Origin of the sequence: Spiroplasma endosymbiont of Cantharis lateralis, from assembly GCF_964030855.1 — a bacterium.
Classification (GTDB): Bacteria; Bacillota_I; Bacilli_A; order Mycoplasmatales; family Mycoplasmataceae; genus Spiroplasma_A.
In genome coordinates this window covers 52,150-64,971 of sequence record NZ_CAXIQF010000002.1, presented here as the reverse complement: position 1 = coordinate 64,971, position 12,822 = coordinate 52,150, and the positions used below count along the sequence as shown (strand labels likewise).

Genomic DNA, 12,822 nt, shown 5'->3' with positions numbered 1-12,822 from the left:
TAAAACAAAATTAATATCCGTATTTTTATTTCAAATTTTCATTTTATTTTTGTTATTATCAATTTGAGTAGAGAACTTGTGATTAAAATTAGGTATGAAAACATTAATTAAGTAATCATTGGCCTGCTCAATAGTTTTGATATTGAATTGTCTTAGTTCTTGGGGAAGTCGTTTTTGAAAAGAACCTCAAAGACGTTCAATCTTGCCTTTGGTTTGCGCGCAACTAGTACTTGTTAGCTTAATTCCAAGTTGTTGACACGTAAAGGCATACTGTATATTAGAGTCTGTTTCAGTAGACTCTTTTTCTTTTGTCTTATAATAAAATACTGTTCTTTTATCTGTAAGTATTTCCTCAGGAGTTCCATAATTTAGAAACATTTGTTTTGTAGCTGTATAATATCCAAATAATGTTTCTTGATAATCAAAATAACCTGCTAATACTTTTCCTGTTGAGTCATCAATGAAAGCATGTAGCGATCATTTTTCATTGGTTACTCAATTATGGCTACATGCGTCTGTTTGAATTCTTTCTCCAAAATATTCCTTTCTATTTTGCATGGGTCTACATTCTTCTAAACTAATAATCTTATCTTTAAAAAACTCTTGTTCCTTATTTGTTAATTTATTTTCTAAGGACTTTTGTCTTAATTGTCTAATTAATTCTTTTCTAGTTGATCTGTGCATATAAGGGGAGTAAACCTCATTTTTAAATAATAAATCTCTTAAGTAAGTGTAACTAACTTTTAAATCTTCATATTCTTCTAAGGATTCTTTGAAATGAACTAGATTATAGTCATGATATTTTTCATTTCTCAAATTTAATATTTTTTGTTCAATTTCATAGGGTGTGGATCTATTTGATAATTTACCTCAGTTTTTATGTATAAATGCAGATATACCTTCATTTGATAATCTTTTAATATTTCTATTAATTGTTCTTCGTGTGCAGTTAAGAATTTGCTCTGCTCTCATTTTTGTTATTTCCCCAGAAATAACTTTTTTAATTGTTTTATATTTTAAATTCTCCATATAACTTAATTTCCTTTTTAATTTCATAATTTGTTACCTCTAATACTTAATTGTAATTGGAGGATATCAATATTTATATAAATATTGGGACATTTCTATTTGTTACACATTGAGACATTATCATATGTTATTTACAATTTTTTATGTTTTTAGAAAGCAAGGCCCTTGCTTTTTTTTTTTTTTTAGATAATATTGATTTTAAGAACAAAGAGCTTAGTACTTATTTAATTTTTTTTTCAAACATTTTTGTGAAGGAGAAAAATGAAAAAATTATTAACTATATTAGCAGGTTTAGGAATAGCTTCCTCTGCAACAACTTCAGTTATTGCCTGTGGAAATAAAAAGCAGCCTCCAATTGAAGAAAATAATGATGTTTCGGAATTGATTGAACAATTTAAAAAACAATCAAGCGAAATTATGGATTCATTTATTAATTCTAAAAAAGATAAATTACTAGGATTAATTGATGATAATGGAGTATATAACTTTTTTAATAGAAAAAATATTGAAAAATATGGAACAAATACTAATCCAGATGGTTTAAATGTTAGAGAAGACTTAACTGAGAATTTAAAAGATGATATAGTAACTGACTTTAATAATATTTTAAGAACAGTTGAACTAAGAAATAAATTAAATGAATTAGCAAACTCTTCAGATAAGTTTAATGTAATCATTTGAAATAATGAAGTAGTTGATTCATTAGACTTTGATAAAAATTCTATTGATATTAAATATACAAATAAAGACTGACAGGAAAATGAAGAGTCAAATCCAAATCCCAATTACTTTTTATCTTCAACAGTAATTAATTTAAAAATTACAATTCAATTTAAAAATAATGATGGTAATAAGCAAAACTTTGATACAACAATTCCATTAGTCTTTACTTATACAAATGATGAGGTTTTATTAAAAAATATTGATAAAATTCAAAAAAATATTGAAAATGATTTCCTAAGTAGTGAAAGTAAATTCTCTTGATTAGATTATCAAAATAGTTTATTAAATTTGGATAAAAGAGCTAGCTATAAAATATTTAATTTTTTTAATAGTAAAAAAAGATCATCAATAATAGATAATATTTATACTTCAACTGATTTTAGAGATGAATTTATAAATTTTATTAAAAATAAATATTTGAGTGAAATAAATATTGAATTAGAGTTTTCATCTAATAATAAGCCAACTATTTCTAAAAATTCAATTTATTCAAAAGTAGAAGCAAATAATTACAATGCCTTCCTAAATGAAAAGGATGGTCAAGATTATAAAGATGCAAATCAATCAATTTTAATAAATATAGAGGAAAGTGGAAATGAAGTAAATTTTAAAGATTATGGTACAAAAAATGTCAATAAAGATGTTTTTAGTTTATTAAATAAAAATATAAAAACCATGTATCAAAACTATGAAGCTTTATTTCAAACTTTTTTAACAGAAAGTAACTATAACGGAGCTAATAAAAATACAAACTCATTAGTAAATGGTAAAGTTACTCTTGAAGGATTATCTTTAGTAATTAACTCAAACTATAAGTTACCAATAAATAGTGTGGCTATAAAATACTCTTTAGCAATTGATAATGCTGAAAATAAGGATTTAAATGGTGAAAATTTAATTAAGGATACATCATTTGGAAATGCAATTTACTTTAATACTATTGAGGGTATAAAATCATTTCAAAATGTTTTCGATACAAGAGAATCAACAATACTAAATGGAAGTAGTCAATTTCAAACACCATTTGCTTTTAGTGGTAAAGTTAGAGATGAAGAAATTGAAGCAAATATTTGAGATAATTTACAAAAAGAGAGTAATGGAAGTTTTGTTGACTGAGTTAATAAAAGTCTATCCTTATTAAATGATAATCAAATTGATTTTAGAGATAAATTATTAGAAAATGGTCATCAAGGAATTTTTAATTTATACTTTACAAATTATTATCCTAATGGAAGTGTATCAGATAAAACTCCAGAGACAACCTATTTTGGAATTTATTCAGATGTTCAGAAAACAGAAAATGGATATAAGCAAGTTAAAAGATATGCAGGCTATAAGCAAAGAAAAACTGGAATTCTTTTAAAATTTAATTTCTTAAATATTGTATTTGTATTTGAAGAATATGGAAAAGAAATTGCAGATAACTCAATAATAATTGAAAGAAGTAAAATTTAATTTTTTACTTAAAAACTATGAAAATGCAAAATAGTATATCCTTTAATAAATTATTAATATTTAATTTTAAAATTATATTTCATGAAAAATCATTTATAGTTTTAAATTTATTATTATTGCTTTTTCCATTTTTCTTTGCTCTTAGTTTATTTTTTTTGACATCAGGAGAGCAAATAGTTATATTTTTTAATTTTTATATTTTAATTTATATATCATTATTTATCTTTCTTTTAGTTTTGAGATCAATGCAGTTTTATTTTGTTAACTCTATAGAGAATAAACTCTTATATTTAGTTTTAGCAAATCAAGTCTCAAGAGTTAAAATGCTGATAAGTCAATATATTTTAATAAATATTGTGGTTTTATTTAATATAATCATTTCTACTTTATTAATTTCGCTATTTGGATACTTATTAACAGAGAATTTTAATTTAATCATAAAACTAAACTTAGCTTTTTTTGTATATTCATTTGTATCTTCATTTTTTCTAATGGCTTTTATTTTACTACTTTTATTATTTTCAAATATTCAGTTTACAACGATTATTTGTACACTATTAATATCTATAACTTTTCTTTCAAACATTCCTCGTCAATTTATAGAAGCAAAAGAAAGTCAAGGAACAATAAAGTTCAATTATAATAATGGACAGATTTATAAGGTTAATGACTTATATGATTCATTTGACTTACAAAAATATATATTAAATTATCAAATAAAATATCCATATTTAGCATATGCTCTAAATGAATTTATGGTTAAAGAAAATGAATTTACTAGAGAAGACTTTATTTTAGAGGATTCAATAAATAAAAGAATAAATAACTTTTGAAGCAAACTAAATATTATTAAAAAAGAAGAAACATTAATTAATGGAAAAAATTTAAAGATAAAAAATTTACCTGTTGGTTCAAGTATGACTGATCTGAAAGACTTTAAACCAGATGATTCAATTGATACAGAGATATATTTAAAAAATATATTCATTTCAAAAGAAAAATTAATGGAACTAATAAAAGACAGTGAAAAAAGTGATAAGAAATTAAGTTTAATCTTAAAAGATTTAAGTGATTTTCTAGAAACTATTCAAAGCTATCTACCAAATTTTCAACAATTTACAAGTGATTACTTTGAGGAATTTGCTTTTATTGATGAATCTAAAAGTAAAATTTATAAAGATAATAAAACTATAAGCGCTGTATTTAAAAAAAATTATTTAACAAATATTTATAAATATAATTTAAATTCATCAGCTTCTTTACAAAGTGGATTCACTTTAAAAGCTGGAACAATTGAAAATTCATTTATAAGAAATGATTTATTTTTTCCTTTAATGCTAGCATCAAGGGTGTTAGAAGAGTATTTTATAAATTATACTAGTAAGTATATTGTTGCTTCTAAATATTCAGTTGATGTTCAAAATGATGGATGAAATAACTATTATTCTGCAAGAAGTAAATTTGATTTATATAATAATTTAAATTTATTTAATGGTATTTGAAATAATTATACAGAACTATCGGGATTTTCTTATAAGGATTTTTGATTTAAAAATGGTTCAAAATCAAAAATTGATTTGAATAATCAAAAAAATATGTTTCTAAATTATAGCAATTACACTTTCAAATTAAATGAATTTAATATTATAGATAAGAATTCTTATAACCATTATACAAAGCCATGAATATATTTGGCTATTCAATCTTTATTATCTATTGGTTTTTTTGCAATGATTTGTTATAGGTATAGCAAATTCGATTTAAGTTAGGAAATAAATATGGAAATAAATATTAGAAGTTTTGTAAAAAAATTTAAAACTCATCAGATTGGTGAACTTAATATGGATATTAATTCCCAAAAAATAACAGCAATTCTTGGGTCTAGTGGAAGTGGTAAAAGTGTTTTAATTAACTCCATAATTGGATCTATAAGAAATTTTAAAGGAAATATTTATATCAATGGAGTATCAAGAAAAAAAATATCACATTATAAAATTAATAAACTAATTAGTTTTTATACTCAAACAGATTTCTCACTATATAGTGTTAATGCTGTCTTCTTTTTAAGAACCATGTGTATAATTCTTGGAATAAATAAAAAGGATAGAGAGACAAAAATTGAGTATTGACTAAAATTCTTTGATTTATGAGAAGCAAGAAATAAAATTATAAGTAAATTTTCTTGAGGAATGAAAAATCGTTTAAATTTGATTTTGTGTTTTATTAAAGATACAGAAATAATTATTATGGACGAACCAGGAGCAAATTTAGATTCATATTGAAGAAATAAAATTAAAAATTTGTTAATAGATTTTAAAAACCAAGGTAAAACAATAATTATCACTGTTCATAATATTGATGAGATTTCAGATATTATTGATGATTATATTATTTTAGAAAATGGTAAAAAAATATTTGAAGGTACAAAAGAAGAATTGAATATTTATTCCAAGTACAAATTATTTATTAAGGAGTTATTTGATGTAGAAAAATTTAGAGAGTTTTTATTACAAGAGAATATTAAATCCTTTAAATATGATAATTATGAGAACTCCTTGGTTATTGCAGTTGATAATTATAGACAGATTAACTATTTATTTTTATATTTAATTAAAAATAATTTACCATTAAACAATCTTATAAAGTTACCAATAAATATGGAATCTATTCATAAAGCCCTTGAAAATAACGAACTAATTAAATAATTGTTTTATACTAAAATATAAATTATAGTTATATAATTTACTTGTTTATTAATAAAAAAAGATAACATTTTGTTATGAATATAATCCTCTATGTATAGAGTTAGAATAAAAAAATTCTAATATAATCTATATAGAAGAGGATTTTTTATATGGCAAATTTTAAAGGAAATAAATCAAATATGGTATCTTTGGAAACTAAAATAGAAGTTGCAAAGGATTGAGCAATTAATCAACAAAGTTGAAAGAAATTAGCAAAAAAACATAATGTTTCATATTCTGCTGCAAGAAAATGAGCTTTAGGATATGAAGAATATGGAATTGAATATCTCAAGAAGATTTCTTCAAGAAAGGGACAAACCGCAGGAATTAAAAAAATTGATATAGAGCTAAAAAATAACCCATTTAGAAAAGAGATTCTGGAACTTAAAAAGAAAAATAAACTTTTAGAAATGGAGAATGAGATACTAAAAAAGTTCAATCAGTTCCTGGAGGATTGAGAAAAAAACAACAATTAAAGTATAACTATATTGAGAAAAATAAATCTGATTGATCAATTATTTTTTTATGTAAAGCACTTAAAACAACACAATCAAGTTATTACAGGTGAGTAAAAAAAGAAAGGCCCTCATTTAATTATAAGTTTGATGAGGTTTTAGCCGATTATATTTTAGAGATATTTAATTATTATAATCATATTTATGGTTATCCTAGAATCAATATAGTTTTAAAGCGCTTTTATAATATCAATGTTTCAAATAAATTAGTTTATAAATATATGAAACTTTTGGGAATAAGATCAAAAATTAGAATAAAGAGAAATATAAAACCAAAAGAGATCAAAGTTAGAAATTCTAAATACCCTAATATTGTTAATAGGCAATGAAATAGTTTTGATAAAGGTGAATTATTTGTAACGGACGTTACATATTTGCCTTATGGTTATAATAAGTTTGCATATTTGAGTATTATGAAAGATGTTAATACTGGCTTTATAGTTGGATATGATATATCTATGAGAAATGATAATAAAATTTATTTTAGAACACTGAAAATGGCTGAAGGCTATATGCTAAAAAATAAGAACTTAATAATTCACTCAGATAATGGCTTTCAATATACATCAATTTTTAGTCAGATGTATTGTAAGATGAATAAAATCTCTATATCTTTAAGTAGACCTGGAAACTCACTAGATAATGCTGCTTGTGAAACTTTTTTTTTCTTCTTTAAAAACAGAGTGATATCAAAAGAACTTGAACTCTTTTCAAGAAGTATACAATAATGTTTTGGAGTATATTCAATTTTATAATTTCAAAAGAATAATGGTAAAGCATGAAAAAACACCATGAGAAACATGGTGTTCTAAATAGAATAAAAAAGCTATTCTATACTTGACATAATATGCTTAGATAACATTTTGTTATCTTTTTTTATTAATTTAAAATATAGGAGCAAATAAAAATTATGAAAGAAGATAAATTTTTTACAAATAAAGATGAGCAGCAACTTTTAACCGAGATACAAAATGAAATTTTAACATCAGATGAAGTATATTTAATTTATCCTTTTATATCAAAATCTATTTTAAATAAGATCTCATTGACATTTAATTATTGTCAAGAAAATAAAATTTCAATAAAAATAATCTCTACAACATTTGACGATTTGTCTCAATTCAATAATTTACAAGAGCTAAAAAAATTAGTTGAGAGTTATGACAATATTCAAATAAGAATAGAAGATAATTTGGAAGGACATAGTGAGAGAATACACATTAAAGCTGCAATCTTTAAAAGAAAAACAAATTTTAATAGTGCAATAGTAGGTTCTTCTAATTTAACTTATAAGGGAATGATTAGTGGAAGAGAATGAAATATTAAATTTGCTTCAAAAGAAAATAATAATTTAGTTCAAAAAATGATAGATGAATTTAATTTACTATGAGATGATAATTTAGTTGATTTTTCAGATGCTTATGAAAGAGATTTACTAATTCAAAAAATTAAGGAGAATCAGGATCAAAAAAATAATTTGGAATTAGATAACTCATTTATTTACAAAAAAAGAAATTTATATAAATTTCAAAAAGATATTATAGATAAACTTTACTATAGAAGATTTCAAGGAAAGAATCGACATCTTATTGTAATGGCAACTGGAACTGGAAAAACTTTAGTTTCGGCTTTTGATTTTAAAAGACAATGAGAAACCTCAAATAGAAATCTAAGTATTTTGTTTTTAGCACATCAAAGAGAAATTATTGATCAAGCTTTAAATACCTATAGAGAGGTTTTGAATAATCCTAATTTTGGAGAGGTTTTATATGATGGTCAAATAATTAGTGAGAAACCTTTACATCTTTTTGCAACTATCCAATCTCTTTCAAATAAGATAAATGATTTTTCAAAGAGCCAGTTTGATATATTAATTTTTGATGAAGCCCATCATATTGCAGCAAACTCATTTGAAAAAACTTTTAATTTTTTTCAACCTAAACAAATTATTGGTTTGACTGCAACACCTGAAAGAGAAGATGGAAAAGATATAAAAAAATATTTTAATAATGAATTTGCTTCTGAATTGAGACTATGAGATGCTATTAATCAAAAGTTATTATGTCCTTTTGATTATTATTGTATTGATGATACGTCAACTGATTTAAAGGGAGTTGATATAAATTCTGATAGGGAGATATTTAAAAAAATTAATACACAGTCTAGAAATGAATTATTATATAAGACTATTGAAAAGTACTTGGGTATATTTGCTAGACCAACAGCTTTAATATTTTGCATTACAATAGAACATGCTAATATTATTTCTAATTTTTTAAAATCAAAAAATTTAAGAGCGGAATCATTAACAGCTGAAAATAATAAAGATAGAAAAAGAATATTGTATGAATTTAAAACTGGTAGAATTAATTACTTATGTGTAGTAAATATTTTTAATGAGGGTATAGATATACCTGAGATCAATACAATAATATTATTAAGACCGACAAATTCAAAAACTGTATATTTGCAACAATTGGGTAGAGGACTTAGAAAAACAGAATTAAAAAATAAGTTAGAAGTATATGATTTAATATCAAATATAGATAATAAATATGATCTTACTTTAGGAATAAGAAACCTATTTAGTTCTCAAATAATTGGAACAAATTTTAATGTAATTAAAAATGGGTTGCCTTATAACTCAACAATAACATTAGAAAAGCATACTGAGAATATAATTTTACAGAGTTTGAAAAAATGATATGGAAGCAAAAATATTATAAAAAACAAAGTTATAAAATATTATAAAAAATATGGTAATGACTCTTTAGAAAAAATAATTACAAACTATGAATTCTCTTTACAAAATTTTTATAATGTTTTAGATGATCTATTTTTAAAAACAGCGAAAGAAATATCAAAATTTAAAGATAAAGAAAATAATACAAACAGAAATAAAAATATACTAAAGCAATTTATTTTTTTAGATAATCATCAAATAATAAGTTATTTCTTAAATCGTTTAGAGGGAAAAATTAATAAAAGCAATATAGATTTAGACTTTGATAATTTACTTATGACTTCCTTTTTATACGAGATAACAAGTATGGAAAAGTTTTTATCTTTATATCCTAACTATTTGGAAATAGGCGACCTTGTAGAAGAATTTATTATAAATAATAAATTAATAATAGAAGAACTTATATTAATTTTAAAATATAAATTAAAACATGAAATTTTAAACTATAAAGGAAATTTTGATAAGTTATTAGTAGCTAATTCTACTTATACTGTAAAGCAATGTTTATCAGTCTTAGGAAGAACTAATTTTTTACATTATAGAGATGAGATGAAAGTATTAACCTTTCAAGCTGGTTACTTAACTTTTGATAATTCCAAACAAGTTATTTTGGCTGATGAAGACTCAACTAGTTATGGTAAATTAACAAAATATAATAAATCCACAAATAAGTTTTATTGATCTATTCCCGAGACTATGTCAATAGAACATAAGATAATTAAGGATTTTAATAATGATTCTATTAAGAAATTCTTATTTCTTCATGATAAACAAAATTATGAACAGAAGAATATGTTTTTAAAATTATATAAATTTGTGGGCATAGGAACTTATAATAAGATGTTAAGTGAACAATATCTAACAGCAGAATTTGATGTAAATTAATCTTTATTCTCTAATTTTTAAATGAACAATAATTATAATGGTCATTAACAATGCCAATTGCTTGAAGAAAAGAATATACAGTTGTCTTTCCTAAAAATGAAAAACCTTTTTGTTTTAATTCAAGACCTATTTTTATTGATAATTCAGAAAAAGAAGGGGTAATTTCTTCATCTTCAATTGAGTTATTGATTATTTTATTTTTTGTAAAAGACCAAATAAAATTACTAAAGCTTTCATAATTTTCTTGAATCTTAATAAAAGCTTTTGCATTATTTACAGCAGCATTTATTTTTAGTCTATTTCTAACAATTCCTTTATTTAGTATTAATTCTTCTTTCTTTTTTTCATCATAAAGAGCAATTTTATGATAATCTCAATTATCGAATGCATCTCTAAAATTAGCTCTTTTTTTCACAATAATATCTCAACTTAGTCCAGCTTGATTTATTTCTAAAATAAGCATTTCAAAGAGCAATTTATCGTCATAAATTGGTTTAGCTCATTCATTATCGTGATATTGCTCATTTAATACATTTTTATTAGCTCATTGACATCTTTTTTTCATTACTTCATTTCCTTTTTTCATTTAAATACAATCAAATTATATATAAAAGGTCTATGCTTTATATGAAAATAGGCTTTAATTTATTTTTTTTACTTAAATTAATAAAAAAATACAAATTTTTAGATAATTTAGTTATAATTAAAGTGTCATATTTAAAGTAAAAGAAGACGCAAGTCTTCTTTTATATTTGTTAAAACATAATTGACAAAATTTATAGGAGGATTAAAAGCCATGACAGATGGTGCAAAACTATTAGATGCGATTTTTGAAATCGTACAAGATAAAAAAATAGACAAAGATATTGTTTTGGAGGGTATTAAAGAAGGTTTTCAAAAAGCATATGAAAAATCATTTGATCCCGAAGCAACAGTAAGAGTAGATATTGATCAAAATACTGGTCAAGTTAAGGTATTTAAAATTTTAACTGTTGTTCAAAAAATAGAAGATGAATGATTAGAAATTGGCTTAAATACAGCTAAAGAACTTTATGGAGAAAATGTTTCAATTGGTGACAATGTATATGAACCAGTGGAATTTCAAGAAGATTTCTCAAAAATAGCTGTAATGCAAGTAGGACAAATTATTAAGCAAAAAATTCGTGAAGGTGAAAAAAATAAAATTTATCAAGAATTTTTATCAAAAAATCATGAAATTGTTGGTGGATTTGTTAAAGATATCACAGAGAATAGTTATTTAGTCGATATTAACGGTTCAATCATTCCAATTTGAAATAAAAAAATTATTCCAGGAGAAGATTTTGATATTGATGATAGAATTTGTTTCTATATTGAAGAAGTTTCAAGAGATAATAAGCATTCACAAATTCAAGCTTCAAGAATTCATCCAGAATTTTTAACAAGATTAATGGAAACTGAAGTTCCAGAAATTTCTGAGGGAATAGTTGAAGTTAAATCAGTTGCCAGAGAACCAGGACATAGAGCTAAAATTGCTGTATTTTCACACGAAGAGGGTGTAGATCCAATTGGAAGTTGTGTTGGTGCATCAGGAAGCAGAATTAAAAATATTACTAAGGAATTAAATGGTGAAAAAATTGATGTAGTTTTATGAAATGAAGATAAAAAGACATTTGTAATGAATTCATTAGCACCTGTTAAAGTAATTAGTATTGATATTAATGAAGAAAATAATGAGTGTTTTATAGTTGTTCCAAATGAACAATTATCATTAGCAATTGGTAAAAAAGGGATGGCAGCTAGATTAGTTGCAAATCTTGTAAATATGAAAATTAATATTTTTTCATTGGAAAATGCTAAGGAAAAAGAAATTGAAATTAAATGAAATGGAAATATTGATGAAGCAGAATTAAGTAATCCAGATTTCCTAAATAAAGTTAACAAAAGAAGAGAAAAAACTGCAGGTAACTTTAATAAAGATAAAAACTTTATCAAAAAACAAGAAGAAGCAGAAGAAATTGCTTTTATTGAAGAAGATAAATCAATTGATGAAATTCAAGCATCAATTGCAGCATTTGAAAGTCTAAGTGAAGAAGATAATACTTTTGAATTCGAAGAAAGTATTGATAATGTTGATGACAGTTATGATTCATACTATGAAAAATAGTTTTAAAAAATGTCAAAAGATATAAGTCTTAGAAAAGATGCTGCATCTAATAAAATGTATCCAAAAGTTGAATTAATTAGAATTGTTAAAAATAAAAATGGTGAAGTTTTTATTGATAATACAAAGAAGGCTAATGGCAGAGGTGTTTATATAAGACCAACTATAGAAGCACTTGAAAAAGTAAAAAAAACTAAAGCTTTAGAAAGAAATTTAAAGACTAGTTTGGGAAATGAATTCTATGAAAAACTTTTAGAAGAGGTAAAATTAAATTGGGACTAAATATAGATAAATTATTAGGTTCTTTAGGAATGATTTCATCTGCAGGCAAATTAGTTTATGGAGAAAAACTCTTTGATCAAATTAAACTAACAAAAGTAAAAATTGTACTAACAACTTCTGACATGGGAAAAAGTCAATTAAAAAAAATCAATGATAAGGCAAAATTTTATAATGTCAAAATTATTAATAATTTATTTGATTCCGAACAATTAAGCAAGGCTATTGGAAGAAACAATATTAAAAGTATTGGAATTAATGATGATAATTTTGTAAAGTTAATTTTAAAAAACATTGAATAAGAAA

General features: G+C 23.4%; 11 protein-coding genes. 9 read left to right on the top strand and 2 right to left on the bottom strand.

The window, feature by feature from the left end; translation table 4 throughout:
- A partial coding sequence (locus tag AAHM99_RS00485) for an ISNCY family transposase (protein WP_342274846.1) occupies nucleotides 1-1,056 on the bottom strand: 1,056 nt, incomplete at its 3' end.
- Nucleotides 1,057-1,290: 234 nt separating this feature from the next.
- Between AAHM99_RS00485 and AAHM99_RS00480 the strand changes: the two genes are divergently transcribed.
- From AAHM99_RS00480 to AAHM99_RS00455, 6 genes are all read left to right on the top strand, one after another.
- Nucleotides 1,291-3,207 (top strand): lipoprotein, encoded by a 1,917-nt coding sequence (locus tag AAHM99_RS00480; RefSeq protein ID WP_342274845.1) that lies wholly within the window; start codon nucleotides 1,291-1,293, stop codon nucleotides 3,205-3,207.
- 323 nt (nucleotides 3,208-3,530) lie between these two features.
- Nucleotides 3,531-4,976 carry a PDDEXK family nuclease gene (locus AAHM99_RS00475; RefSeq protein ID WP_342274844.1) on the top strand — a complete coding sequence of 482 codons (1,446 nt, stop codon included), beginning with the start codon at nucleotides 3,531-3,533 and terminating at the stop codon, nucleotides 4,974-4,976.
- Between the two features lie 9 nt (nucleotides 4,977-4,985).
- Nucleotides 4,986-5,912 carry an ATP-binding cassette domain-containing protein gene (locus AAHM99_RS00470; protein ID WP_342274843.1) on the top strand — a complete coding sequence of 309 codons (927 nt, stop codon included), beginning with the start codon at nucleotides 4,986-4,988 and terminating at the stop codon, nucleotides 5,910-5,912.
- A 149-nt stretch (nucleotides 5,913-6,061) separates the two neighbouring features.
- Nucleotides 6,062-6,427, top strand: coding sequence for a helix-turn-helix domain-containing protein (locus AAHM99_RS00465; protein WP_342274828.1), 366 nt, complete (start codon nucleotides 6,062-6,064; stop codon nucleotides 6,425-6,427).
- Complete coding sequence (locus AAHM99_RS00460) at nucleotides 6,406-7,194, top strand: IS3 family transposase (RefSeq protein WP_342274842.1); 789 nt, start codon at nucleotides 6,406-6,408, stop codon at nucleotides 7,192-7,194. The genes AAHM99_RS00465 and AAHM99_RS00460 overlap by 22 nt, the downstream gene beginning before the upstream one ends.
- Before the next feature lie 182 nt (nucleotides 7,195-7,376).
- Nucleotides 7,377-10,094 (top strand): DEAD/DEAH box helicase family protein, encoded by a 2,718-nt coding sequence (locus AAHM99_RS00455; RefSeq protein WP_342274841.1) that lies wholly within the window; start codon nucleotides 7,377-7,379, stop codon nucleotides 10,092-10,094.
- 10 nt (nucleotides 10,095-10,104) lie between these two features.
- On the opposite strand, the gene AAHM99_RS00450 is transcribed toward AAHM99_RS00455, so the two are convergent.
- On the bottom strand, nucleotides 10,105-10,680 hold the full coding sequence (locus tag AAHM99_RS00450; RefSeq protein ID WP_342274840.1) for a DNA-3-methyladenine glycosylase I: 576 nt from the start codon (nucleotides 10,678-10,680) through the stop codon (nucleotides 10,105-10,107).
- A gap of 210 nt (nucleotides 10,681-10,890) precedes the next feature.
- On the opposite strand from AAHM99_RS00450, the gene nusA reads away from it, so the two are divergent.
- The 3 genes from nusA to AAHM99_RS00435 are packed head-to-tail and all read left to right on the top strand — an operon-like array spanning nucleotide 10,891 to nucleotide 12,818.
- On the top strand, nucleotides 10,891-12,240 hold the full coding sequence (nusA, locus tag AAHM99_RS00445) for a transcription termination factor NusA (protein WP_342274839.1): 1,350 nt from the start codon (nucleotides 10,891-10,893) through the stop codon (nucleotides 12,238-12,240).
- 9 nt (nucleotides 12,241-12,249) lie between these two features.
- Nucleotides 12,250-12,519, top strand: a complete 270-nt coding sequence (gene rnpM / locus AAHM99_RS00440) for an RNase P modulator RnpM (RefSeq protein WP_342274838.1) — start codon at nucleotides 12,250-12,252, stop codon at nucleotides 12,517-12,519.
- Nucleotides 12,510-12,818: a L7Ae/L30e/S12e/Gadd45 family ribosomal protein gene (locus tag AAHM99_RS00435; protein ID WP_342274837.1), complete on the top strand. Its 309-nt coding sequence runs from the start codon at nucleotides 12,510-12,512 to the stop codon at nucleotides 12,816-12,818. The genes rnpM and AAHM99_RS00435 overlap by 10 nt, the downstream gene beginning before the upstream one ends.
- The last annotated feature ends 4 nt before the right edge of the window (nucleotides 12,819-12,822 follow it).